This is a genomic window from Metabacillus idriensis, assembly GCF_009674765.1.
Classification (GTDB): domain Bacteria; phylum Bacillota; class Bacilli; order Bacillales; family Bacillaceae; genus Bacillus_P; species Bacillus_P idriensis.
The window spans coordinates 44612-70658 of the sequence record NZ_WKKF01000006.1; the positions used below are offsets into that span (position 1 = coordinate 44612).

Genomic DNA, 26047 nt, shown 5'->3' on the forward strand with positions numbered 1-26047 from the left:
ATAAAAAAACGATAAAGCCTGAGGAGAACATGATGAGTAATAATACCCTGCTCAGAAGTCAATTAACAGAGAATATGGAAAGTTTAGACCCCATTATTTCAGAGAGTACAGATTTGGAGAAAAAAGAAATCTATATCCAAGAGCATCAAAAAATGTGTGTCATGCTCTATCTGTCTGGTATGACAGACAGCAATAAACAACATGAAATGATCAATTCATTTTCATCCATTGATTTTATGACGGATTTTAATCACTCTTTTTCCCAGCTCTTCTTTTCAAAAGTTAATCCTCTAAAAAAACAGGAAATCCATACGATTGAAGATGTCTTGAAAAATATTTTTTCCGGCCAGACCGTTCTTTTAGTTGATGGAATTTCCACTGCTTTTGTCATTGATACTGAAAAGGAGAAGATGAGAAGCTTTACAGAACCTACAACAGAACGGATCGTTAGGGGGCCGAAGCTTGGTTTCATAGAAAGCCTGGGTGAAAATCTAGGGCTTATCCGTCAGCTGGCAAATGATCAGTCTATTATCGCAAAAAAAATCGAAATTGAGGAAGATAGCAGTATTAAACGGATTGTTTATCTGTTTAACAAAGAAAAAGCCAATGAAGAGCTGATAAATGAAGTAAAAAAACGGCTTGAGAAGGTGCAAACAACAAATGTGGAAGATTCAGGAATACTCGAGGAGCTGATTGAGGATTCACCTTATTCTCCATTTCCGCAGATTCAGAACACAGAACGTCCAGACAGAGTTGTTGCTGCCCTGAAACAGGGTAGGGTAGTGATATTTTCAGAAGGTTCGCCTTTTGCTTTAATTGCACCAACGACAATCGATATGCTTTTTCAATCACCTGATGATTATTATGAAAGATGGGCTGCAGGATCTTTTCTGCGGCTGCTTAGATATATTTCAGTGGCTATTACTTTGTTTCTTTCCGCTATTTACATATCCCTTGTTTCATTTAATCCTGGACTGCTGCCTACTGAGCTTGCAATCACAATCGCGGGAACTCGGGAAAATGTGCCGTTTCCGCCATTTGTTGAAGCAATGATTATGGAGATTACAATTGAATTGCTGCGGGAAGCCGGAATTCGTCTTCCTTCTCCTATCGGGCAGACAATTGGCCTTGTCGGAGGAGTTATCATTGGTCAAGCTGCAGTTGAAGCCAACATTGTAAGCTCACTTATGGTCATCATTGTTTCAATCACAACCATCACATCTTTTACTGTACCTCAATATGGTTTTGGCTTAGCTTTTAGATTATTGCGCTTTGGAGCTATGACAGCTGCTGCGGTGCTTGGGCTATATGGAACGACTTTGTTTTTCATATTAATACTTATTCATCTATCAAGACTGTCAAGCTTTAACACTCCTTATTTCACGCCGGAAACGATTTTTAACCCGAGCATGGCAAGGGATATCTTGATCAGACTGCCATTCAGGCGGAAGAAGGTTAATTAGCAGGAGGCTCAAAAATGAAGCAAATGGATAATCTCTCGGTCTTTCAAGTAGCGATGCTTGTAAGCAACGCCATGCTCGGAGTCGGACTGCTCACTTTGCCAAGAACGATTACAGCAGAAATTGATTCGCCGGATGGATGGATCGTGTTAATAATAGACGGAATCATAGCTATCTTGTTTGCTTTTCTCGTCCTGTATTTCTTTAAAAAACATCAGGTGAAGGATATTTTTCAATATACAAGAGAAGGGTTTGGATTATGGATTTCAAAAGCAGTCCAGTTATTTATCATTCTGTACTTCATGGGTGTAGCAAGCTTTGAGGCTGTTGCAATGAGTGAAATGGTCCGTTTTTTCCTGCTGGCGACAACTCCGGTACAAGTCGTTATTTTATCCTTAATGTGTTTAAGCGCGTATTTGGTTTTAGGGATGCTGCAGAGTATAACAAAGGTTTTCAGTGTCTTTCTTCCTCTGGCAATTGTTGAACTGTTTCTTATCTATTTCTTCAGTATTAAAAGTATTAATATTGAAAATATTAAACCGATATTGGGAGATGGGTTCTCTCCCATATTCAAAGGGTTAAACTCAGTGATTCTTTCCTTTATCGGAGTGGAAATTTTCCTTGTCATTTCAGCCTTTTCAAAAAACAGACAAAACTTGAAGAAGGGTTTGATGATCGGTTTTGCCATTCCATTAATTTTATATATTACAACGTATGTTCTAGTTGTTTCAGGTTTATCTGAACAAGAAGTGAAAGCTGTGACATGGCCGACTATTTCATTTGTACAGTCCTTTGAAGTAAGGGGCATATTTATTGAACGGTTCGAATCGTTTCTGCTGACAACGTGGATTCTGCAGTTTTTCACGACTACTTCCATGTATTATTATCTAGCTGCGTACGGAATGACTCAAGTGTTTAAAACAACTTTTAAAACGAACGTGCTTATCCTGCTTCCGCTCCTGTTTTTGATAGCCTGCGTACCCAACAATACACTTGAAATTATTCAAATGAGCACAATAGTCGGAAAAATGTTTCAAATTGTCTTTTTCGTCATTCCAATCGCAACGTTTTTAACAGTCGCTTTGAAAAGGAAGCTAATAAAACCATGAAAAAAATTCTCCTTATTTTTATTACACTGATGCTCTCAGGATGCTGGGACAGCCAAAACATTGAAGATCTTTCGCTTGTAGTAGGTACAGGTATAGATAAGATTGATCCTGTTGAAGGGGTGCAAATCGTTCAGCAAATCATTTTGCCGAAAAGCGGATCGATTGGCCAGGGTCAGGGAGCCGGCTATAAAAATATTACAACAGGAGGGGGGACTTTGCATGAAGCGATTCGAAATGTCTCATTAGAAACGAAGCCAATATCAAGCGAACATCAGCGGATCTTTTTAATTAATCAAGAAGTTATTAAAGAAACGCCCTTGGATACAGTCATTAATCAGTTTATAAGGGATGATAAAACAAGAAGAAGCTTATACATATTTCTTACGGAAGAACCTGCATCGGAGCTTTTATCAGTTAAAACAGATAAAGAAATCCCATCTAATATTATCTATGAACTAACAGAAAATCGAAAAAAAACGAATAAAATTTTGCCTCCGCTCAAGCTTGGTGAAGCCTCTGCCCGCTTGCAGTCTGAAGGAAGCTTTCCCATTCAGATTGTAGGATTGGAAAAGGGCAATTTAAAATTAATGGGTGCCGGTGTAATCAACAATGGAAAACTGGTAGGTGAAAACTTAACTGGTGATGAAGTATCAGCTCTTTCCTGGCTTAATGGATCAGTAGAAGGAGGCACAGTTGAAGCTGTTCATCATGATAAGCCATTTGGCTTTGAAGTGATTAAATTGAGAAGCAAAAAAATAAAGACGAAGATTAAGAATGGACGTCTTTTCATCGATATCTTTATCAGAGTAGAAGGCAGATTAGCGGAGGATTGGTATGAAAAGGAGAATTCTTTTGATAAAGGGTATCAAAAAGGAATTGAAGGAATCGTGGAAAAGACAATTGAAAAGGAGGTAAATGACTTAATCTATACATTGCAGAACGACTATAAGACAGGTGTGGCCGGGCTATTTCATTATGTTAAAAATCAGCATCCTGCCTATTGGAGAAAGTATGGAAAACAGTGGGATGAAAAATTCAGCGAAGCAGAAATCACTTATAAAGTAAGAATTAATAAAACGGATTTTGGGACAAAAGGTTCTTCGCAATGAGCCTGGAAAGCCAATATCTCCCTCATTTTCAAAAGCTTATTAACAAACACATATAATACCTTTATAATTATTACATAATAAGCAGAGGGAGCTGTAAGACATGAAATGGACATCAGAAGACACAAACATGTTTCTTCAATCAAAGGAATATGTAGATACTGCCATTATCCCGCTTGTTCAAATAGGATTTGGAGATAATCTGAAATCTTTGGCGGCAGAAGGAGAGTATACAACGCTGATCACAGAAGATCTGGAACGCCAGCTTAAAGGAAGAATCTTTATGCTTCCTGCCTGCACGTACATAACCGGACAAATGCATGACAGAGAAAAAACAATTTTACAATGGTACCATGAATTAAAGGACAATTTCAAACATATTTTTTTCGTGACGAGTGATGAATTATGGAGAAATGAAGGCGGAACGCACAAGGACAGCGTGATCTATCTTCCTCCAATTCCTATGGAACATATGGACGAGTCCCTGAAAAGGAAAATGATTGAGGATCAAGTAAGTCAAATTTTGAACATTTTCTTACAATCTTGGAGGGTTTCATAAAAACCCTTACATTTTTAAAGTTCCAAAAAAGGATAATATTGACCTTACTGGAAGATTGATATATCATGAGATTGTCCTAGTTTTATATGGTTTTATCGTATGTCCTGACGGACTTCAGCTTAAGATAGAGGGGGGAAAATGATGAGCGAGAAAAAACATCGGGTTTCAAGACGGCAATTTCTCAACTATACACTGACTGGTGTAGGCGGTTTCATGGCTGCGGGTATGCTGATGCCAATGGTTCGCTTTGCGCTCGACCCTGTACTTGGAAAGGTCGAAGAGCAAGACCTTGTACAGGTAGTGAGTGTCGATGAAATTACGAACGAACCAACGCGTTTTAATTTTAAAATTAAACAAGTTGATGCTTGGCACAAGTCTGAAGAACCTAGATCGGCTTGGGTATTTAAAACGGAAAAAGGGGATATTGTTGCACTTTCTCCTGTCTGTAAGCATTTAGGATGTACAGTTAACTGGAATAGTGATCCATCTAATCCAAACAAATTTTTCTGTCCATGCCATTATGGCTTATATGACAAAGACGGCACGAATGTTCCTGGAACACCGCCGCTTGCTCCGCTTGATGTATACAAGAGTGAAGTGAAGGATGGATTTTTGTATCTTGGTTCGGCTAAACCGCGAAAGGAGGCGTAATCAATGTTAAACAAGATTTATGATTGGGTTGATGAACGTTTAGATATTACGCCGATGTGGCGGGATATAGCTGACCATGAAGTGCCAGAGCACGTAAATCCTGCGCACCATTTTTCAGCATTTGTATACTGCTTTGGCGGTCTGACGTTCTTTGTAACCGTTATTCAAGTTTTATCAGGCATGTTCTTGACGATGTACTATGTTCCCGATATCAAAAATGCATGGGAATCTGTTTATTATCTGCAAAATGAAGTCGCTTTCGGACAAATTGTCCGCGGCATGCATCACTGGGGAGCGAGTCTCGTTATCGTTATGATGTTCCTACATACATTGCGGGTATTTTTCCAGGGTGCCTACAAAAAACCTCGTGAACTTAACTGGGTAGTTGGCGTTTTAATTTTCTTCGTTATGTTAGGGTTAGGCTTCACAGGTTATTTATTGCCTTGGGATATGAAAGCGCTATTTGCCACAAAAGTTGGTCTTCAAATAGCTGAAGCAACACCGCTTATCGGCACTCAAGTAAAAACATTGCTTGCAGGCCATCCGGAGATCGTCGGTGCACAGACATTGACGCGTTTCTTTGCCATCCATGTGTTCTTCCTGCCGGCAGCTCTATTTGGATTAATGGGAGCTCACTTCATCATGATTCGCAAGCAGGGTATATCTGGACCTCTATAAAATAATCGATGAGATAAAATCCGCAAGTGCATTCTAGTTCATTTGCGTAACTGCCAAAGAAGGAGGGGAAATCATGCATCGCGGAAAAGGGATGAAATTTGTTGGAGATTCACGTGTTCCAGCTGAAAGAAAACCGAATATTCCAAAAGATTATTCTGAATTCCCAGGTAAAACAGAAGCATTCTGGCCAAACTTTTTATTAAAAGAATGGCTTGTTGGCGCCGTTTTCCTGATCGGGTATTTATGTTTGACTGTGGCGCATCCATCGCCGCTTGAACGTGTTGCAGATCCGACTGATACTGGATATATTCCATTGCCGGACTGGTATTTCTTATTCTTATATCAATTGCTGAAATACACGTATGCCGCAGGTCCTTATACTGTAATCGGGGCATTCATTATGCCAGGACTTGCATTCGGAGCGCTGCTTCTGGCGCCGTTTATTGACCGCGGACCTGAACGCAAACCTTCGAAACGTCCTGTAGCTGTAGGTATGATGCTGCTTGCTGTTGCAGCAACAATTTTCTTAACTTGGGAATCCGTTGCCACCCATGACTGGGAAGCAGCTGCAGAACAAGGGAAAATTAAAGCTGAAGCTGAAATTGATAAAGAATCTGAAGGCTACAAAATTTTCACTGAACAAACGTGCGTTTCCTGTCATGGCGATAACTTAGCAGGAGGAGCTGCCGGTCCATCTTTGGTGGATACAGGTTTAAGTCCTGAAGAAGTTGCAAAAATCGCTAAAGAAGGTCAGGGCGGAATGCCGGCTGGCATCTTTAAAGGCACGGATGAAGAACTGAAAGTGCTTTCTGAATTTGTTTCAAGTGTAACAGCAAAATAAGTGAAAAGCTGACTAAAAGTCAGCTTTTTTTCTACGTTTAAGGATTATTCATATTTGAGAATGAAAGTAGTTGAACAAAGATGAAGTGGTTTCAATACCTTCTTGTTAAACAGCCTTTTTTGTTTATGATGTTCACCGTCAACTTGTTTGGAACAATCTATGGGTATTACTGGTACAGGTACCAGCTATACGAGACCCCGGCAATTTTTCTGCCGTTTGTCCCTGATAGCCCAACAGCAAGCCTATTTTTCACTATTGTCATGCTTGGTTTTTTATTTAAGAAAAATCTCCCCCTGATTGAAGCGCTTGCCATCATTACTCTTTTTAAGTACGGGATTTGGGCAGTTGTGATGAACCTGCTGGTGCTTAATGAGACAGGTGTTCTCGATCCGGTCGGATATATGCTTATACTTTCTCACCTCGGGATGGCTGTACAGGGACTTCTGTATGCCCCTTATTACAGATTCAAGGCGTGGCATTTAGCTGCTGCTGCTGTATGGACACTGCATAATGAGATCATAGACTATGTGTTTGGCATGATGCCCAAATACAGTGTTCTGATGAATTATTTGCCTGAAATCGGATATTTCACATTTTGGCTGAGCCTTTTCTCCATTTATCTCGCATACTATTTTGTCGTCAGAAAGAATTCCCTGAAACTAAAACTTCTTTAACTGCAGACCGCCTTTTGATGTTTGTGTAAAAAGGTGGTCTAACCTTGTCCACTTTTTCATACTTTTTTAGTAGAAGCTGTAGGAGGGACAAGGATGAAAAAAAGAATGATCGTGATGGCGGTTTTCGTTGTTATGATAGTCGCACTGCCGTATTGGGCTTTAGCTGATCATCAGGCTGAACACACGGATAAATGGGACGATTTAAATAAACTCACTGATACAGCACTTCAGCTGTCAAAGCAAAATCGTTTTGAAGAATCACGTAAGCTTATTGATTATTTTCAAAGAGAGTTTGAGGAGTCTGTAAAAGGTGACGGCGGCATTTCAGCAACAGATATTCGCACGATATCAGCATCACAGCAAACAGCAGCTAAAATGCTGCAGGAGAATGGCATCACTCATGATGAGAAGGTAAGAGCGCTTATTCAGCTGAGACTTGTGGTGGATGCGGCAGCATCGGAACATCAGCCTCTATGGAGCTCAATGGAAGAGCCGGTCATGTCTGCTTTTTCTCAAGTGAAAGGGGATGTTGAAAGCGGAGATCATCAGTCTTTTCAGCAGAACTGGGCTGAATTCGTCTCGCTTTATGAAACCGTTTATCCCAGCATGATGATGGATCTCGACTCAGAACAGCTTAAAAGAATGGACGCACATAGATCCGTAGTAGAAGATGCTATTTTTACTCAAATACCAGTAGAGTCTCAAGTGAATCAGCTTGCATTGATGGAGGAGGAATTGCAGGATTTGTTTAATCGGGTAAAAGAAGACGAAGCCGATCCTTCATTATGGTGGGTCATGATATCAACCGGCAGCATCATTTTTATGTCGCTTACTTATACGGGATGGCGGAAGTACAGAGGCGAAAAAGAGAAAATGAATCGTGAACGCGATATGAACAAATAAAAAGCCTCCAGCAGAGAGGCTTTTTTTGTTGTTTAGGAAATTTTAAATTGTAAAAGGTTGTGGATAAGTAAATATAGTCATTTACGGCAAGCGGAAGCGCCTAGATCCTCGGTCAGAACGAATCCGTAAAAAAAGTCGGGACCCGGACTTTTCTGCCGGATTCTTATCTGCCTGTCGGATCTGACCAAGGCGCTTGCGCTTTTGTTCCTTGAACTTATTTTCTTAATGATTATCTGTGAATGGGATTCTTATCCGCATCTAATGTAAATCCTTCACCAAGCACATCGTGCACATCGCTTACTGCAACAAATGCATGTGGATCAACTGAGGTTATGACCATTTTAAGCCTGACAATTTCGTTTTTGCCGACTACACAATACAAAACGTTCCTATCCATCTTTGTGAAAGATCCCTGACCTTTTAATATGGTTACACCGCGGTCCATCTCCTGCATGATTCTGTCAGCTATTTCCCCGTTTCGCTCTGATATAATGGTCGCTCCTTTGGCTGCATAGGCACCTTCCTGCATAAAGTCGATGACTTTCGCTGCAATAAATACCGCAACTAATGTATACATCGCTTCTTTATAGGATAAATAAGTGACAAGAGAGAGGGCAATGACGACAAAATCGAACATGAACATCGTTTTGCCCATGCTGACGCCTTTATATTTATGTACAAGCCGGGCAATGATGTCTACTCCTCCGGTGGTACCCCCGTATCTGAAGATGATTCCTAGTCCGACACCAATAAATACCCCTGCAAATAAAGCTGCAAGAGTCAGATCATCTTTTAGCGGCATATAAATCTGGAAACGCTGAAACAGCCATAGAAAAACCGATAATGCGACTGTTCCGATAATGGTATAGAGGAAGGTTGTCCTGCCAAGCAGCTTCCAGCCGATGAAAAAGATCGGAATGTTCAGCACGAGATTTGAAATGGATGGATCAATATCGAAAATAAAATATAAAAGCAGGGTAATTCCGGTAAAACCGCCTTCAGCCAAATTGTTCTGCATGTTAAAATGAACTAAACCAAATGCAAATATAGCTGAACCGAGTAAAATAAAGAAAATATTTCGTATTTTCAGTTGATTGAACATGCTGTACATCATCCTCTGCTCTAAGTCTTAGCGATAATATTATAGATGATGGAAACAAAAGGTGCAATCTGAGCCTGAAAGACGACCTAAAAATTTGTCAAAAAGGCGCAGACCCGCTAACATGGAAAGGAATAAAGATGAGGTGAAGAATCATGAACAATAAAACGATGAAAGATCTCCAAAAAGAAGTTGACGACTATATTGGGCAATTTAAAGAAGGCTACTTCAGTCCGCTTGCCATGATGGCGAGGTTAACAGAAGAAATGGGCGAACTCGCCCGTGAGATAAATCATACATACGGTGAAAAACCAAAAAAGCAGACAGAACAGGAAAAAAAGATAGAGGAAGAAGCGGGCGATATTTTATTTGTCTTAATCTGCCTTGCCAATTCTTTAAATATTGATCTTGAAGAAGCGCATAACCTTGTGATGAAGAAGTTTAATACAAGAGACAAAGACCGCTGGACCAAAATTGATTCTTAAGGAGAAACAGACATGGAAACAATCAAAATTGTTATTGCAGGACCTAGGGGAAGAATGGGAAGAGAAGCCGTTAAACTTGTGGAAGAAACGGAACACTTCTCACTTGTGGGTGTCATTGATCATAAATTTGAAGGACAAAAGCTCAGTAAAGCAGATGATTTTAAAAGCAATGCCATTATCTACACAGATATTGAGAAATGCTTTTCTGAAACGAAGCCGGACGTTTTAATTGATCTGACAACACCTGAAATCGGGAAAATACATACGAAGAAAGCACTTGAATATGGAGTAAGACCTGTTGTAGGGACGACGGGATTTTCAGATGCCGATTTAAAGGAACTTGAAGAGCTGACAGAAGACAGAGGGATTGGCGCCATTATCGCACCGAACTTTGCCATAGGAGCTATTTTAATGATGAAATTTTCACAAATGGCTGCAAAATACTTCAGTGATGTAGAAATCCTTGAAATGCATCATGATCAAAAGCTTGATGCACCTTCTGGCACAGGACTTAAAACAGCTGAAATGATTTCCGCAGTGAGAGGGGCAAAAGAACAGGGCCATCCTGACGAAAAAGAAACATTAGCGGGAGCAAGGGGAGCAAATTATCAGGGAATTCATGTTCACAGCATCCGCCTGCCAGGGCTTGTCGCTCATCAGGAAGTCTTGTTCGGAGGGGACGGACAGACATTATCCATCCGTCATGATTCGTTTAATCGGGCATCTTTCATGTCAGGCGTAAAATTATGCGTGGAGCAAATTATGAATCTGGATGTATTGGTTTACGGGCTTGAAAATTTAATCGACTAAAGGGGAATGTCTGATGAATATTGCACTCATAGCTCACGATAAGAAGAAAAATGATTTAATTCAATTTACGCTTGCTTACAAAGGGATTCTTGAGAAGCACAAGCTGTATGCAACAGGAACGACCGGTTTTAAAGTATCTGAAGCTACAGGACTTAGTATTCACCGTTTTCAATCAGGACCTCTTGGCGGGGATCAGGAAATTGGAGCGTGCATCGCAAACAATGCAATGGATATGGTCATCTTTTTCAGGGATCCGCTTACAGCGCAGCCGCATGAGCCAGATGTTACAGCCCTTATCCGATTATGTGATGTTTATGCCGTTCCGCTTGCGACAAACATGGGAACTGCTGAAATCCTAATCCACGGACTTGAACGCGGTGATTTGAAATGGAGATCAATTGTAAATGACAAAGAAATCGATGACGACTATGGAAAAGAATAAGCTTGATATTCTTGCATTTGGAGCTCATCCTGATGATGCCGAAATCGGAATGGGAGGAACTCTTGCAAAATACGCAGAGCAGGGCTTCAAAATTGGCATTTGCGATTTAACAGAAGCAGAGCTATCATCCAACGGTACTGTAGAACTCAGGCAGGAAGAAGCAGAACGTGCATCCAGTATACTCGGCATACATAAACGTATTTTTCTCAATCTGCCAGACAGAGGATTATACTTAAAAGAACAATATATTGAAAAGATTGTATCAGTCATCCGGGAATACAAGCCTCAGCTTGTGTTTGCACCCTGGTATGAAGACCGTCATCCCGATCACGGAAATTGCGCGAAATTGGTGGAAGAAGCGAGTTTTTCAGCTGGAGTAAAAAAAGTGAGCGACCCCGGCGGCTTTCCCCCTCATCGTGTAAACCGCTTATATTATTACATGATCAATGGGTACCATAAGCCGGATTTTGTGGTCGATATAACAGATACAATGGATAAAAAACTCTCTAGTTTAAGAGCGTATGAAAGTCAATTTATTAAAAGTGATTCTTCGTTAATCACGCCTTTAATTAATGGATACATAGAAAGCGTAGAGAGCCGAGAGCGCTTATTCGGCAAAGAGGCAGGCGTTAAGTATGCGGAGGGATTTTTAACAAAATCCCCGATTCTTCTCGACAAAGATTTAATAGGGGAAAGATTATGAAGAAATTAAAAATAGGCATAACCTGCTATCCTACAGTCGGCGGTTCAGGTGTGGTAGCAACGGAGCTTGGGAAAAAGCTTGCTGAAAAGGGACATGAGATTCATTTTGTCACAACAAGCAGACCCTTCCGGTTAAACAAAATGTATCACAATATTTTTTTCCATGAAGTAGAAGTCAATCAGTATTCTGTCTTTAAACATCCGCCATATGACCTTGCCCTTGCTAGTAAAATGGCCGAGGTCGCGAAGCGTGAAGAACTTGACCTGTTTCATGTCCACTACGCTGTGCCTCATGCGATTTGCGCGCACTTGGCCAAACAAATGACAGGCGATCATCTGAAAATTGTCACCACTCTGCACGGAACGGATATAACGGTTTTGGGACATGATTTATCTCTTTCAAATATGATCAAGTTTGGCATAGAAGCTTCTGATTCTGTTACAGCGGTTTCAAAAGCTCTTGCTGATCAAACCTATGATCTGCTGAATCCGGATAAAGAAATTCAGACGGTCTATAATTTTATCGATGAACGCATTTATCAAAAACAGGATGCAGCTCATTTGAAAAGCGAATACGGAATTTCAGAAGACGAAAAGGTCATCATTCATGTTTCGAATTTCCGGCAAGTGAAGCGTGTTCAGGATGTAGTCCGTGTTTTTGCGCGTGTTTTAGACAAAGTCAAATCAAAGCTTCTGCTTGTAGGCGACGGTCCTGAAATGACATCAGTGTGTAAATTGGTCAAAGAACTTGGAATTAAAGAAAACGTCTTATTTCTTGGGAAGCAAAATCACTTGGAAGAGTTATATTCGATCAGTGATTTGAAACTGCTATTATCTGAGAAGGAAAGCTTCGGTCTGGTTCTTCTTGAGGCAATGGCTTGCGGTGTGCCGTGTGTAGCTACAAACATCGGCGGCATTCCTGAAGTAATTAAAGATGGTATTTCAGGTTTCTTATGTGATGTAGGGGATATTAAAGATATTGCCGAAAAAACAAGCTCGATATTAATGGACAAACAGCTCTACGAACGAATGTCATCTGAGTCTGTAAGAATTGCACAGGAAGAATTTCATTCAAGCCTCATCGTGAAGCAGTACGAGGACCTTTACTACGGATTGCTGAATTCTGGTGAGCGTGATGAATAAAGAATTTCAAGACGCGCTTCCGGTGATCCGAAGGTTAAAAGAACATGGTTTTGAAGCCTATTTTGTAGGCGGTTCTGTAAGGGATCAGCTGCTTAAAAAGGAAATTAAAGATGTAGATATCGCATCTTCTGCAGCGCCGGAACAAGTGAAAGCTCTTTTTGAAAAAACAATTGATATTGGATCTCTGCACGGGACAATGATTGTGATTGTTGGCGGCATCCATTATGAAATAACGACCTTCAGAACGGAGTCTGCATATGAAGACAATCGCAGACCAAGCGGGGTCACATTTGTTTCTTCCCTGAAGGAAGATTTGAAAAGACGGGATTTTACTGTAAATGCGATGGCTATGGATGATGAAGGAAGAATCATTGATTATTTTCAAGGGAAAGAACATGCTGAAGCAAAGCTGATTACGACTGTCGGCAGTCCGCATGAGCGCTTTTCTGAAGATGCACTGAGAATGATGAGAGCGGTCCGTTTTGTCAGCCAGCTTGGCTTCTCTTTAAGCAGAGATACGTATGAGGCAATCTGTGAGAAAACGCATCTGCTTGAAAAAATATCTGTCGAGCGAAAGACGGCAGAGTTTGAAAAAATCATGGCTGGAGACGGAAGCGGGCAAGCTTTGAAACTCGTTGCAGAAACAGGCATCATTGATTACCTTCCTGGTTTAGAAGGAAAAAAACAGCAGCTGCTGAAGGCATGTACCCTGCCAATTAACAGCTTGTCTTTAACCGAAGAACGCTGGACAGCATTGCTGGATGTTTTGGAAATAAGCAGCATTGAAACATTTTTAAGACGCTGGAAGCTTTCAAATCGTCAAATTGAGCTGATCGCTAAAAATAGTTTATATTTGCAAAAACGCAAGAAGAGTGAATGGACAAGGCTCTCCATTTACGAGGCAGGCTTGCATTGCACCCTTGAAGTAGAAGCTGTTTATTGCCTAATAAAAGGGAAAGCGCTGTCCTGCGAGAGAACGGCAGAGCTAAATGCACTTTACCAGAGTCTGCCGATTCACTCTAAAAATGAACTCGCGATTGGCGGAGCTGACCTGATGAAGATCAGCAGTCAAAAGCCAGGCCCGTGGATGGGCGAATTACTTAAAAAGATTGAGCTCGCCGTTGTGAACGATGAAGTCGAAAACAGCAAGGAAGCTATTAAGGAGATGTTAGCATCGTGCAATCTGGTTTAAGAACACGATTGTTGCAGGCTTTTTCAGAAGCTGAAGGGGAATTTCTATCCGGCCAGAAACTAAGTGAAACTCTTGGCTGCTCAAGAACAGCAGTCTGGAAGCATATTGAAGATTTAAGAAGCGAAGGGTATGAGCTTGAAGCTGTGAGAAAGCGCGGCTACAGAATCACTCATAAACCTGATAAAATCAGCGGCAATGAAATTCAGCTTGGACTGAAGACAGAATTTATGGGCCGTCATATTCATTTTGAAGAGGTTGTTTCATCCACACAAAAAATTGCCCACTCATTAGCGGGGGATGGAGCGGAGGAAGGAACAATTGTCGTAGCGGATCAGCAGACAGGCGGAAGAGGCAGACTCGCTCGGGCGTGGTACTCTCCAAAGCAGACAGGCATTTGGATGAGCATGATTCTCAGACCGAAGATTCCGATTAACAAAACACCGCAGCTTACACTGCTGACTGCTGTCGCTCTTATCCAGGCGATTGAAGAAGTGACAGGACTTACACCGGAAATCAAGTGGCCGAATGATATTATGATAAATGGCAAAAAGATTGTCGGCATTTTGACGGAACTTCAGGCAGAAGCAGACAGAGTCCATTCTGTCATCATCGGAGTCGGAATGAATGTCAATCACACTCTGGATCAATTCCCTGAAGAGCTGCAGGCAATTGCTACCTCGATTGCTGAGGAAACAGGAGAACCGGCTGACAGGGCTCAGGTCATTCAGGCCATCATGAAGAATTTCGAAAAGCTCTATACCAGCTATTTGATTCATGGATTTAAACCTGTAAAGCTGCTGTGGGAAAGCTATGCCATCAGCCTGAATAAAAATCTTATTGCAAGAACCCTTCAGGGCACCATTCGCGGGCGTGCGATCGGAATTGATGATGAAGGTGTGCTGCTTCTTGAAACAGCTGAAGGCAAAATTGAAAAAATTTATTCTGCAGATATCGAAATTCAGACTTAATCGTAAAATTCCTTTTATCTAGTGCCTAATAAATTGGTATCCCCTTTTATTTTCTGTTATAATTCTAGGCGGGTAGTATCCTTAATTGGAACTGCACCTGCACTTAGTTTTATCACATATTTGAATAAAAGTTCTGCCTTGATCCGGAATGCGGACTGGGACAGAGGGATGAAAAGCCGGCTGGATACGATGAGTATAATCCTTCTTCCTATTTGAAGAAGGTTTTTTCATGTCTTTTCGGTTATGAAATTCCTCTGCAATTAATGGGAGGGGAAAAAATGAAAACAAGATTGGATTTTATGAAAATGAAGCAGCAGCATGAACCGATTGTGATGCTTACCGCATACGATTATCCTTCAGCTAAGCTTGCAGAAGAGTCTGGCGTGGATATGATTTTAGTCGGTGATTCCCTTGGCATGGTTGTACTCGGCTATGATTCTACGGTGCCGGTTACAGTCAGTGATATGATTCATCACACAAAGGCTGTCAAAAGAGGAGCGCCTTCTACTTTCATTGTGACAGACATGCCGTTTATGTCTTATCACTTTTCAAAAGAGCAATCTTTAAAAAATGCAGCTGAAATTATGCAGCAAAGCGGCGCACATGCTGTAAAGGTTGAGGGTGCTGATGATGTGCTCCCAATTATTGAAGCGCTTACAGCGGCGGGGGTGCCTGTTGTTGCCCATTTAGGGCTGACTCCGCAGTCAGTCGGTGTACTTGGCGGTTATAAAGTGCAGGCAAAAGATGCTGAAAGTGCAAAAAAATTAATGCATGACGCAAAACAGTGCGAGGAAGCGGGAGCAATCGCTTTAGTGCTTGAATGTGTGCCAAGACAGCTCGCTTCAGAAATTTCAAATAGATTAACCATTCCTGTCATAGGAATCGGTGCAGGATCCGAAACAGATGGACAAGTGCTTGTTTACCATGACGTTCTCGGATACGGTGTGAACCGTGTGCCTAAATTTGTAAAGCAGTACACGAACATCGGCGGACAAATTAAAACTTCTTTGAATGAATACGTACAAGAAGTAAAGAGCAGACAATTTCCTGAGCAAAAACATACCTTTACGATGAAAGATGAGGAACTTCAGTCTCTATATGGAGGAACTCAAGCCAAATGAAAATCATTACAGCATTAAAAGAACTGCAGCAGACTATGAAAGAGCATAAAAACTCACAGCAGACGATTGGCTTTGTTCCGACAATGGGGTTTCTTCATGAAGGACATCTGAAATTAATGCATGAGGCAAGAAGACAGAATGATATCCTGATTATCAGCATATTCGTCAATCCTCTTCAATTTGGAGAAAATGAAGATTTTGATTCCTATCCGAGAAACATGGAGAGGGACACACGTCTTGCCAAAGAGGCGGGTGCAGATTATATCTTTGCTCCATCAGTTAATGAAATGTACAAAAACGAGCCTTCCGTTACAGTCAGAGTGGAGAAGCGGACGGATGTTTTATGCGGAAAATCAAGAGCTGGCCACTTTGATGGTGTAGCAACAGTGTTATCTAAGCTTTTTAATCTGGTCGGGCCTGACCGCGCATATTTCGGAATGAAGGATGCACAGCAGGTGGCGGTTATCAGCGGACTTATTTCAGACTTTCATTTCCCTGTCCAGCTCGTTCCCGTTCAGACTGTAAGGGAAGAAGACGGACTTGCAAAAAGCTCCCGCAACGTTTATTTATCAGAAGAAGAAAGGAAGCAGGCCCCGCATCTTTATAAAGCCCTGCAGGCAGGAAAAGATATGATGATGAAAGGGGAAAAATCCCCGGCGGCCGTTACCAAATCAGTGTCATCCTATCTGTCGGCTCATACAGATGGCGTAATTGACTATGTGGAGATCTATTCCTATCCTGAACTTGAGACCTTGGCTGAATTGAAGGGGAACTTGATTCTCGCCGTTGCTGTCAAGTTTACAAAAGCAAGGCTGATTGATAATATAACAATCGAATTAAATTGAAAAAGAATGAAATTTATATAGAGAACAGCAGTGGAGGAGATCATAATGTATCGTACAATGATGAAGGGGAAAATTCACCGTGCAAGAGTTACAGAAGCAAACTTGAATTATGTCGGCAGCATCACAATAGATGAAGATATTCTGGATGCAGTTGATATGCTTCCTAATGAAAAAGTGCAAATCGTCAACAACAACAACGGTGCCAGGTTTGAAACATACATCATTCCTGGTCCGCGCGGGTCTGGCGTTGTGTGCCTGAACGGCGCTGCAGCAAGACTTGTACAGGAAGATGACGTTGTTATTATCATTTCGTATGCAATGGTAGCGGAAGAAAAGGTCCGTGATCATGAACCTAAAGTGGCCATCATGAATGAAAAAAATCAGATTGCCGAACTTCTCGGCCAGGAGCCTGCAGCAACCATTCTATAAAATTTTTAAAAAATCCCCCGATTGTTTGGGGGATTTTGCTTTATAAGTGGTAAAATAACGTTATTGGTTTTTCGATTAATTGAGGTGTATCAAAATGAAACAAAGATTTGTGGTAATAGATGTTGAAACAACTGGAAATTCTCCAAAAAAAGGGGATAGGATCATTCAGCTTGCAGCCGTGGTGATTGAAAACGGCAAGGTGGCAGAGCGTTTTTCAAGCTTTGTCAATCCGCTGAAGCCTATACCGCTTTTTATTGAGCAATTAACCGGTATTTCAAATGAGATGGTAAAGGATGCAGCCCCTTTTGAAGTTATCGCTGAAAAGGTTTCGTCTCTTTTAAGTGATGCTTATTTCGTGGCGCATAACGTTCATTTTGATCTTTCCTTTATACAAGAAGAACTCGAACGCAGCGGAATGCAGAGATTTACCGGTCCTGTACTTGACACAGTCGAGCTCTCAAGAATTGTTTTTCCTGGAGCAGACAGCTATAAATTGTCAGAGCTGTGCGAAGAGCTGAACATCAAGCATGACAATCCCCATCGTGCCGACAGCGACGCTGAAGTGACAGGGGAACTTTTTATTCATATATTCAAAAAAGCAGCATGTCTGCCTCCGGTCACCCTTCAAGCTCTGAAGCGTTTATCACGCTCGTTTATAAGCGATATTGAAGATGTTCTGGAGGATATCATATCTGAGAGACTGCTTGATCTTAAAGAACCTGAACACATAGAAGTCTTTCGTTCAATCGCAATAAGAAAACAATCTAATGTTATTCATGATGATCAGAACAGCCGGATATCAGAGAATTTTGAGACCTTTTCAACTCGGCTGATGAGCAGCGATGGACCAATTGCGGGGCAATTTGAGCAATATGAAATGCGTACAGAACAAGTGAAAATGATGAATGAAATACATGAGTCCTTTGGGTCGCATCAGCATGCTTTAATAGAAGCTGGTACAGGAACAGGCAAAACACTTGCTTATTTAATCCCTGTCATTTTCTATGCAATGTCTGAGAAAAAAAGTATATTAGTCAGTACATATACAACCGCTCTGCAGCAGCAGGTCATGGCAAAAGAATTTCCGATGCTCAGAAAAGCCGTCAACCAGCCGTTTCATATGGCGGTTCTTAAAGGAAAATCCCATTATCTATGCTTGCGTAAATTTGAAAAATATTTAAATGAAGATGACTATAATTACGATAATATTTTAACGAAAGCACAGCTCTTAATATGGCTGACCGAAACAGAGACTGGGGATTTTGATGAATTGAATTTGCCGTCTGGCGGGAAATTGCTCTGGCAAAGGCTGCATTATGATGAAAAATCATCAAACTCTGCTAAAAACCCCTGGCTGTCGCGCTGCTTTTACAAAAGAGCATATGAAAACGCCAAACAAGCGGATGTTGTCATAACAAATCATTCTCTTTTGCTATCAAGTATTTCGTCCTCAAGTGATTTTCTTGATGATATAGAAGAAGTGATTATTGATGAAGCACATCATTTTGAGCGTATCGCCTGCGAACATTTAGGCACAAGGATGCACTATTTAACCTTGCAGGCATTAACCAATCAGCTTGGAAACCTTTATACAGACGGTTTGCTTAGAAGAACACAGCATCTTTTTTCGATTAATGGATTAAATGATGCCTTTATTGAAATGGATGTCATAATAAAACAGCTCTTTGAAGATAATGGAGTGCTGTTCAGCACCCTGCACAGCTATGTCCTTCAAAATGAAAAAGATGTACAAACTAACAGGATCACTCATCGTTTTAAACACAATCAAAAACAGAGCAGAAAATGGCTGGCTATTTTAGAGGTTGCAGCCAGAGTGAAATTCCAGCTCCACGATTTGATGACAATCATGAATAAACAAAAAGAAGATTTTCACAAGATAAAAAATGAAGAAGAATCCTTTATTCTATATGAATATTTTGCCGTTCTTGATAAATTTGCCGCTGCATATCAGGATTTGGACACACTTTTTTTCAAGGAAAAGAAAGATGCTGTCAAATGGATTGAAATTGAATCACGCGGAGCGAAAAACGCTGTCAGTGTCTATTCACAGCCCGTTTCTGTATCAGAGCAATTAGCAGATGGGTTTTTTGCAGAGATGAAAAGCGTGATCCTTACATCAGCTACCTTGACTGTCGATCATTCTTTCGATTATATGATCAGAGAACTTGGTCTGACAGATTATTATCCAAAAACGCTGATGATCAAATCGCCATTTGTCTATAAAGAACAGGCGAAGTTAATGATCCCTTCAGATTTTCCAGCCGTGCAGCATGTGACGCTTGATGAATATACGGCAGCTATTGCTAAAAATGTTTCAGCGATTGCCAAGGCAACAAAAGGCAAACTGCTGGTATTGTTTACTGCCTACGATATGCTGAAAAAAACACATCAGCTGTTAAAGGCTGATTCAGAACTGGAAGATTTTATGATTATGGGTCAAGGAGGCGGAAGCATTTCAAAGCTGACGAAAAATTTCCGGCAATTTGATCAGGCTATTCTCCTCGGAACGAGCACTTTTTGGGAAGGGATGGATTTTCCCGGTGATGAACTGACAACGCTGATAATCGTCAGACTTCCGTTTTCCCCGCCGGATGATCCAGTCGTTGCAGCAAAATGCGAACAGATCACAAAGCAGGGGAAGAATGCCTTTTATCATTATTCACTTCCTGAAGCGATCCTTAAGTTCAAACAGGGCTTTGGCAGACTAGTAAGGACAGAAAGGGATAAAGGACTTCTCTTTGTGTTTGACAAACGGATTATAGAAGCAAAGTACGGCAGGCACTTTATTGCATCCCTGCCGCCGATAGATGTCCATGTGGAGCCGATGGAGAAGCTTCATGATGAAATTCTCCGCTGGAATCATAAGGAGCCCGCCACCGACACGGAATAGCATTATCAGGCCGATAAAATTGTATATTATGCAATATGAATCACATAAAAAAAAGCCTGTGTGAGCAGCACAGGCAATGGTGTGGGTAGGAGAAAATTTATTTTCACTTATTGATAATGATACTGTTATAATGGGTACATAAAACAACATCTTGTTGTCTGTATTTGTTATTGTTGCCCTTTGCGGCTGACATATAAGTTACAATTTTTGTTTTGCATAGGAGGAATAGGTCATGGAAAGTAAAATCGAAATTTTATCAACCGTAACCGTAGAACATTCAGATGACCTCTATAAAATTGTCGATGGCTTAAATCGGACACTGAAGAGAGAAAATCTGATGTTTGGTCTGGCGCTTGATCAGGATGATAAAAATAAAGCCGTATTTACGATTTACAGAACGTAGGGATTTAAAACATGGGGAAAAAAATAGTAATCACAGCAAGTGCTGCCGCCGTTTTTCTGCTTGTATCACTTGGAGTTTTTTTAAACGTTTATCATTCAGCGATGGCTCAAAAAAACGATGGTCATGAAGAAGCGATTGACCGTGCATTAAAAGAAACAGACCTGAAAAATGCCGAAAGTGTTGAAACGTTTAATGGTCTTAAACAGTTTTACGTGATAACAGGCCTGAATAAGTCCAATAAAGCTGTTTACGTATGGGTTCCTGAGAACAAGAAGGAAAAGCCTGTGCTGAAGCTTGCCTCAGATGGCATAACTGAAAAAAAGGCGCTGGAAATTGTAAAAGCACAACAGAATCCTGTAAAAGTGATAAGCGTCAAGCTTGGAATGGAAAAGAATGTACCGCTTTGGGAAGTAAAATATATTGACGATCAAAATCGTTATACATATGATTTAATCAATTTCAGCAATGGTGAAATTAGAAAGCATATTGCCATTAAAAAATAGGGGGACACATACATGAAATTAGCCGATAGAGTATCTGCATTAACACCTTCATCCACTTTAGCGATCACAGCAAAAGCAAAAGAGCTGAAAGCAGCCGGACATGATGTAATTGGACTTGGAGCAGGAGAACCTGATTTTAATACACCTCAGCATATTATTGATGCTGCTGTTCATTCAATGAATGCGGGACAGACAAAATATACGCCTGCAGGCGGACTTGCAGAGCTGAAAAAAGAAATCATCGGCAAGTTTCAGAAGGATCAAAACCTTTCGTACAAACCTGGTGAAATTATCGTCTGCACAGGTGCAAAGCATGCTCTCTACACACTTTTTCAAGTCCTTCTCAATAAAGGAGACGAAGTGATCATTCCATCTCCATATTGGGTAAGCTATCCTGAACAAGTGAAGCTTGCAGATGGAGTGCCGGTATATGTAAACGCCCTGGAAGAAAATCAGTTTAAAATGACTCCTGATCAGCTAAAAGCTGCGATCACTGACAATACGAAGGCCGTCATCATCAACTCTCCAAGCAATCCAACCGGAATGCTTTACACGAAAGAAGAGCTTGAAGAGCTGGGAAGCATCTGTATCCAGCATAATGTGCTGATTGTTTCAGATGAAATTTATGAAAAGCTGATTTACGGCGAACATTCTCATGTATCTATTGCCGAGATTTCTGAGGAATTAAAGCAGCAGACAATCATCATTAACGGTGTTTCAAAATCTCATTCAATGACAGGATGGAGAATTGGATATGCTGCCGGAAATGAGCAAATCATTAAAGCTATGACAAATCTTGCAAGCCACAGCACATCTAATCCGACATCCATTGCCCAATATGCATCAATCGCAGCATATGCAGGTTCACAGGAGCCGGTGGAAGAGATGAGAACAGCATTTGAAGAACGCCTGAACATTATTTATGACAAGCTTGTTTCAATTCCTGGAATTACTTGTTTAAAGCCACAGGGAGCTTTTTATCTCTTCCCTAATGCAAAGCAGGCGGCAGAAAATACAGGGTTTGCAAATGTAGATGACTTTGTAGAAGCATTGCTTGAAAAAGAAAAAGTGGCGATTGTCCCAGGCTCTGGCTTTGGGGCTCCTGACAACGTAAGACTTTCCTATGCAACTTCTCTTGATACACTTGAAGAAGCTTTAGTCAGAATTGACCGATTTGTAAAAGATAACAGTGTTCATTAATAAAAGATGAGCCGTCATTTGACGGCTCACATTTATGTTTGAACGAAGCTTGCAACAAATGTATAATAGCAATTACGTACATATATTATGATCCGGTTTTTGGAGGGAACAATTACGTGAAAACAACAATTAAAGAAGTAAGCAAATTTGTAGATAAAGAAGTAACAATTGGGGCTTGGATTGCAAATAAACGTTCCAGCGGAAAAATTGCCTTTTTGCAATTGCGGGACGGCACTGGCTTCATCCAAGGCGTAGTCGTAAAAGCAGAAGTAGCTGAAGAAGTATTCCAAACAGCAAAATCAATCACCCAGGAATCTTCCATCTATGTAACAGGTGTTGTAAGAGTGGACGAGCGTTCTCCGTTTGGATATGAGCTTGGGGTGACAGGCATTGAAGTCATTCATGAATCTGTAAACTATCCAATTACGCCAAAAGAACACGGCACAGAATTTTTAATGGATCACCGTCATTTATGGCTCAGGTCCAAGCGTCAGCACGCTGTGATGAAAATCAGAAATGAAATCATCCGTGCAACGTATGAGTTCTTCAATAAAGAAGGCTTCTCAAAAGTAGATCCGCCGATTTTAACAGGCAGCGCTCCTGAAGGGACTTCAGAGCTTTTTGCAACTAAATATTTCGATGAAGATGCTTATCTGTCTCAAAGCGGTCAGCTTTACATGGAAGCTGCAGCAATGGCACTTGGAAAGGTTTTCTCATTCGGTCCGACGTTCCGCGCTGAAAAATCAAAAACAAGACGCCACTTGATCGAATTTTGGATGATCGAGCCTGAGATGGCCTTTTATGAATTCGAAGACAACCTGGTTGTACAGGAGAATTATGTTTCTTATATCGTCCAAAGCGTTCTTGAAAACTGTAAGCTTGAATTGACTACACTTGGACGTGATACCGCTAAACTTGAACAAATCAAGGCGCCTTTCCCAAGAATCTCCTATGACGACGCCATTAAATTCTTGAATGAAAAAGGATTTGATGACATTAAATGGGGCGATGATTTCGGTGCACCGCACGAAACAGCTATCGCAGAAAGCTTTGAAAAACCGGTATTCATTACTCATTACCCGACAGGCATTAAGCCTTTCTACATGCAGCCTGCTCCTGACCGCGATGACGTCGTGCTCTGTGCAGATTTAATCGCACCAGAAGGCTACGGGGAAATCATTGGCGGATCACAGCGTATTCACGATCACGAACTTCTAAAACAGCGCATTAAAGAGCACGATCTATCACCAGAAGCATATCAGTGGTACCTGCAGCTGCGTGAATTCGGATCAGTTCCGCATTCAGGATTCGGCCTTGGCCTTGAGCGCACAGTTGCCTGGATCAGCGGCGTAGAACACGTACGCGAATCCATTCCGTTCCCTCGTTTGCTTAACAGATTATATCCATAATAATAAATGGGGCTGTCCGATAAGTCCCTAAAATAAAGCAGGCAGGAAAAACAATGTTATTTCCTGCCTGCTTTTTTCTGTAGGTTCTTTTCGTAAACTTTGTTGTTTTTAGACTAAATGATAAAAATTCTAAGTGGATTGTAGCGAAAGGCACTTGACTCCTGCGGGAAAATAGAGGGAAATGGGAGACCGAGGAGGCTCCCAGCCGGACCGCGGAAAGCAAGTGACTGCAGCGGAAAGGAACGAGCAATATATATAATTCAAACCACAACATATGCTAAGACACACTTCTGGACAGCACCATTTTTGTTTAAAGGTTCGCAGTAACGGGTTTAAATTTGCTTATTTTTATAAATGGAGCTGAACAGCCGGTATCGCTTTTCCATGAAAGTCCATCACCGTTTTTCTGCTGAGACATGTTATACTATTTTAGGTGAGGTGACTCGTTATGAATAAAGAGCAATTTGTTAACATGCAAGAGCAGGGATCGCTATCTGTTCCTGCAGCATTAATTATGCATTATCATCAAATCGGAATTAAAGAAGAGGAGCTTGTTTTGCTTCTTCAAGTCAATCTCCATCTTCAAAATGGAAATCAGTTTCCTACTCCAAGTGAATTATCAAGTAACATGTCCATTTCTGTATCTTCATGTACATCCCTTCTCAGAAGCTTGCTGCAAAGAGGATTTTTAGACATTGAGGAATATGAGCAAGCTTCCATCAAATACGAACGGTACTCTCTGAAACCTCTTTGGGGCAAAATATATGAATTTATGCTGATGAAAGATGAGAAAAAAACAGAAGAAAAACAGCAGCAGGAAAACGTGAATTTGTATCCTGTATTTGAAAGTGAATTCGGAAGGCCTCTTTCACCGTTTGAAGTTGAAACACTTTCAATTTGGATGGATCAGGATTATCATGATCCGATTATCATAAAAGCAGCTTTGAAAGAAGCCGTCATATCCGGTAAACTAAACTTCAGGTATATCGACAGAATTTTATTTGAGTGGAAGAAAAACGGGATCCGGACAATCGATCAGGCGCGCAATTACGGCAAACGATTCCGGCAGCATCAATCCCAGCCCCAAAAGCAAAATCAATCAGATGAAGAATATAAACGAAAAGTGCCGTTTTATAACTGGCTGGAAAGTTAATTTTTTCATGAGATTTATACAAACAATAACTAAACAGGTGATCGCATGCTGAATATGAAACAAATCAGAGAAGCTCTTGATACAATCGGTGAGCTCTTTCCTGATGCACATTGTGAGCTGAATCACAGCAACCCTTTTGAACTTGTCATCGCAGTGGCCTTGTCTGCACAGTGTACAGATGTCCTGGTCAATAAAGTAACGAAACAGCTTTTTGAAAAATACAAAACGCCTGAGGATTATTTAGCTGTACCGATTGAAGAACTGCAAAATGATATCAGATCGATTGGTTTATACCGCAATAAAGCTAAGAACATCCAAAAACTGTGCACCCTTCTTACCCAAGAATATGGGGGAGTTGTGCCTAAGGACAGGGACGAGCTGACAAAGCTTCCAGGTGTTGGCCGCAAAACAGCCAATGTCGTTGTGTCTGTTGCTTTTGGAGTTCCTGCTATTGCAGTTGATACACATGTTGAGAGAGTCAGCAAGAGACTTGCTATATGCAAATGGAAAGACTCCGTAATGGAAGTGGAAAAAACACTCATGCGGAAAGTGCCGATGGAAGAATGGTCGCTTACTCATCATCGCCTCATCTTTTTTGGAAGATACCACTGTAAAGCGCAGGCGCCAAAATGCACGGAATGCCCGCTGCTTCACATGTGCCGTGAAGGACAAAAAAGAATGAAAAAGGGAACGGTGCGGAATGCAGCGATTAATTAATCTGCCAGGTTCCTTTAAGGTTGAGCCGTTCTTTCGCAAGGATGAATTAACGATACCGCTGAATTCTGCGGCAACTGCGGAAGAAATGATCAAAGCAAATCCCTTTTATTTTGATATTTGCTTTAAAGCGAATGTGCCCATTGATTTTCATCCTTGGAAAAATCCTGAATTAAGTATCCCAATTCTAATTGATGAATGGCAGTCAATTAAGGAGACAATCAAAAGCGGTATCTCTTCAAATACAAGGAAAGCTGATAAAGCAGAAATGGTTAAAGGGATCTCCATTTTGATCTGTATGATTCATTGGAGCAATGAAACTCCAGTCCTTCATCTAGATTTAGAGCCGTCTGATTTCACAGCTTTTGCGGCAAAGCCGTTCAACCCGTCTGAAAGACTGATGTATGTCCTTTTAAAACCGGAACAATATCATTCCTTTATTCAGCTCGATCAGCTTATTGAAGAAACAGTTAAACAATATCATAAAAAAAGGGCTATGAGCAGCCGAAATAAATAAAACGCAAGGATCATTTTTTG

At 41.0% G+C, this 26047-nt stretch carries 28 protein-coding genes; 27 read left to right on the forward strand and 1 reads right to left on the reverse strand.

What is annotated here, in order from left to right; genetic code table 11:
• Positions 1 to 29 precede the first annotated feature (29 nt).
• The 9 genes from GJU41_RS17275 to ypjB all read left to right on the forward strand — a co-directional run bounded on the left by GJU41_RS17275 (position 30) and on the right by ypjB (position 7981).
• Positions 30 to 1463 carry a spore germination protein gene (locus GJU41_RS17275; RefSeq protein WP_154319155.1) on the forward strand — a complete coding sequence of 478 codons (1434 nt, stop codon included), beginning with the start codon at positions 30 to 32 and terminating at the stop codon, positions 1461 to 1463.
• A 14-nt stretch (positions 1464 to 1477) separates the two neighbouring features.
• Entirely contained in the window at positions 1478 to 2569 is a 1092-nt protein-coding gene (locus GJU41_RS17280) for a GerAB/ArcD/ProY family transporter (RefSeq protein WP_070878127.1), read from the forward strand.
• Complete coding sequence (locus GJU41_RS17285; protein ID WP_154319156.1) at positions 2566 to 3678, forward strand: Ger(x)C family spore germination protein; 1113 nt, start codon at positions 2566 to 2568, stop codon at positions 3676 to 3678. Before GJU41_RS17280 ends, GJU41_RS17285 begins: the two co-directional genes overlap by 4 nt.
• Before the next feature lie 100 nt (positions 3679 to 3778).
• Positions 3779 to 4234: a YpiF family protein gene (locus GJU41_RS17290; RefSeq protein ID WP_070878125.1), complete on the forward strand. Its 456-nt coding sequence runs from the start codon at positions 3779 to 3781 to the stop codon at positions 4232 to 4234.
• Positions 4235 to 4375: 141 nt separating this feature from the next.
• Positions 4376 to 4885, forward strand: coding sequence for a QcrA and Rieske domain-containing protein (locus tag GJU41_RS17295; protein WP_070878123.1), 510 nt, complete (start codon positions 4376 to 4378; stop codon positions 4883 to 4885).
• Between the two features lie 3 nt (positions 4886 to 4888).
• On the forward strand, positions 4889 to 5563 hold the full coding sequence (gene qcrB / locus GJU41_RS17300) for a menaquinol-cytochrome c reductase cytochrome b subunit (protein ID WP_029280290.1): 675 nt from the start codon (positions 4889 to 4891) through the stop codon (positions 5561 to 5563).
• Between the two features lie 73 nt (positions 5564 to 5636).
• Entirely contained in the window at positions 5637 to 6404 is a 768-nt protein-coding gene (locus GJU41_RS17305; RefSeq protein ID WP_070878122.1) for a menaquinol-cytochrome c reductase cytochrome b/c subunit, read from the forward strand.
• Positions 6405 to 6484: 80 nt separating this feature from the next.
• Positions 6485 to 7078: a lipoprotein heptaprenylglyceryl N-acetyltransferase LhaT gene (gene lhaT / locus GJU41_RS17310; protein WP_070878120.1), complete on the forward strand. Its 594-nt coding sequence runs from the start codon at positions 6485 to 6487 to the stop codon at positions 7076 to 7078.
• A gap of 93 nt (positions 7079 to 7171) precedes the next feature.
• Positions 7172 to 7981, forward strand: coding sequence for a sporulation protein YpjB (ypjB, locus tag GJU41_RS17315; protein ID WP_154319157.1), 810 nt, complete (start codon positions 7172 to 7174; stop codon positions 7979 to 7981).
• Between the two features lie 229 nt (positions 7982 to 8210).
• Here the strand turns inward: ypjB and GJU41_RS17320 are convergent, their stop codons facing one another.
• Complete coding sequence (locus GJU41_RS17320) at positions 8211 to 9083, reverse strand: YitT family protein (RefSeq protein ID WP_070878117.1); 873 nt, start codon at positions 9081 to 9083, stop codon at positions 8211 to 8213.
• 152 nt (positions 9084 to 9235) lie between these two features.
• Between GJU41_RS17320 and GJU41_RS17325 the strand changes: the two genes are divergently transcribed.
• The 18 genes from GJU41_RS17325 (at position 9236) to GJU41_RS17410 (ending at position 26027) form a co-directional block, all read left to right on the forward strand.
• The gene (locus tag GJU41_RS17325; RefSeq protein ID WP_070878115.1) at positions 9236 to 9565 is read left to right on the forward strand and encodes a nucleotide pyrophosphohydrolase; all 330 of its coding nucleotides are present in this window, start codon (positions 9236 to 9238) and stop codon (positions 9563 to 9565) included.
• 12 nt (positions 9566 to 9577) lie between these two features.
• Positions 9578 to 10375 carry a 4-hydroxy-tetrahydrodipicolinate reductase gene (gene dapB / locus GJU41_RS17330; RefSeq protein ID WP_154319158.1) on the forward strand — a complete coding sequence of 266 codons (798 nt, stop codon included), beginning with the start codon at positions 9578 to 9580 and terminating at the stop codon, positions 10373 to 10375.
• Positions 10376 to 10388: 13 nt separating this feature from the next.
• Entirely contained in the window at positions 10389 to 10817 is a 429-nt protein-coding gene (gene mgsA, locus GJU41_RS17335) for a methylglyoxal synthase (protein ID WP_070878112.1), read from the forward strand.
• On the forward strand, positions 10780 to 11520 hold the full coding sequence (gene bshB1, locus GJU41_RS17340; protein ID WP_224771118.1) for a bacillithiol biosynthesis deacetylase BshB1: 741 nt from the start codon (positions 10780 to 10782) through the stop codon (positions 11518 to 11520). Before mgsA ends, bshB1 begins: the two co-directional genes overlap by 38 nt.
• Entirely contained in the window at positions 11517 to 12662 is a 1146-nt protein-coding gene (gene bshA, locus GJU41_RS17345) for an N-acetyl-alpha-D-glucosaminyl L-malate synthase BshA (protein ID WP_154319159.1), read from the forward strand. The genes bshB1 and bshA overlap by 4 nt, the downstream gene beginning before the upstream one ends.
• Positions 12655 to 13854, forward strand: coding sequence for a CCA tRNA nucleotidyltransferase (locus GJU41_RS17350; protein ID WP_154319160.1), 1200 nt, complete (start codon positions 12655 to 12657; stop codon positions 13852 to 13854). Before bshA ends, GJU41_RS17350 begins: the two co-directional genes overlap by 8 nt.
• On the forward strand, positions 13839 to 14822 hold the full coding sequence (locus tag GJU41_RS17355; RefSeq protein WP_170292819.1) for a biotin--[acetyl-CoA-carboxylase] ligase: 984 nt from the start codon (positions 13839 to 13841) through the stop codon (positions 14820 to 14822). The genes GJU41_RS17350 and GJU41_RS17355 overlap by 16 nt, the downstream gene beginning before the upstream one ends.
• 278 nt (positions 14823 to 15100) lie before the next feature.
• Positions 15101 to 15943, forward strand: a complete 843-nt coding sequence (gene panB, locus GJU41_RS17360; RefSeq protein ID WP_154319161.1) for a 3-methyl-2-oxobutanoate hydroxymethyltransferase — start codon at positions 15101 to 15103, stop codon at positions 15941 to 15943.
• Positions 15940 to 16788 carry a pantoate--beta-alanine ligase gene (gene panC / locus GJU41_RS17365; protein ID WP_154319162.1) on the forward strand — a complete coding sequence of 283 codons (849 nt, stop codon included), beginning with the start codon at positions 15940 to 15942 and terminating at the stop codon, positions 16786 to 16788. Before panB ends, panC begins: the two co-directional genes overlap by 4 nt.
• Before the next feature lie 45 nt (positions 16789 to 16833).
• Positions 16834 to 17217 carry an aspartate 1-decarboxylase gene (panD, locus tag GJU41_RS17370; protein WP_070878099.1) on the forward strand — a complete coding sequence of 128 codons (384 nt, stop codon included), beginning with the start codon at positions 16834 to 16836 and terminating at the stop codon, positions 17215 to 17217.
• Between the two features lie 94 nt (positions 17218 to 17311).
• Positions 17312 to 20128 carry an ATP-dependent DNA helicase DinG gene (gene dinG, locus GJU41_RS17375; RefSeq protein WP_154319163.1) on the forward strand — a complete coding sequence of 939 codons (2817 nt, stop codon included), beginning with the start codon at positions 17312 to 17314 and terminating at the stop codon, positions 20126 to 20128.
• 232 nt (positions 20129 to 20360) lie between these two features.
• On the forward strand, positions 20361 to 20531 hold the full coding sequence (locus GJU41_RS17380) for a YpmA family protein (protein WP_070878095.1): 171 nt from the start codon (positions 20361 to 20363) through the stop codon (positions 20529 to 20531).
• Positions 20532 to 20542: 11 nt separating this feature from the next.
• The gene (locus tag GJU41_RS17385; RefSeq protein ID WP_070878094.1) at positions 20543 to 21034 is read left to right on the forward strand and encodes a cell wall elongation regulator TseB-like domain-containing protein; all 492 of its coding nucleotides are present in this window, start codon (positions 20543 to 20545) and stop codon (positions 21032 to 21034) included.
• Between the two features lie 12 nt (positions 21035 to 21046).
• Entirely contained in the window at positions 21047 to 22234 is a 1188-nt protein-coding gene (locus GJU41_RS17390) for a pyridoxal phosphate-dependent aminotransferase (protein ID WP_070878091.1), read from the forward strand.
• 116 nt (positions 22235 to 22350) lie between these two features.
• Positions 22351 to 23643: an asparagine--tRNA ligase gene (gene asnS, locus GJU41_RS17395; protein ID WP_170292820.1), complete on the forward strand. Its 1293-nt coding sequence runs from the start codon at positions 22351 to 22353 to the stop codon at positions 23641 to 23643.
• Between the two features lie 448 nt (positions 23644 to 24091).
• Entirely contained in the window at positions 24092 to 24796 is a 705-nt protein-coding gene (locus GJU41_RS17400; RefSeq protein ID WP_070878088.1) for a DnaD domain-containing protein, read from the forward strand.
• A gap of 45 nt (positions 24797 to 24841) precedes the next feature.
• Entirely contained in the window at positions 24842 to 25513 is a 672-nt protein-coding gene (gene nth / locus GJU41_RS17405) for an endonuclease III (protein ID WP_154319165.1), read from the forward strand.
• Positions 25497 to 26027, forward strand: a complete 531-nt coding sequence (locus GJU41_RS17410) for a YpoC family protein (RefSeq protein ID WP_154319166.1) — start codon at positions 25497 to 25499, stop codon at positions 26025 to 26027. The genes nth and GJU41_RS17410 overlap by 17 nt, the downstream gene beginning before the upstream one ends.
• Positions 26028 to 26047 lie beyond the last annotated feature (20 nt).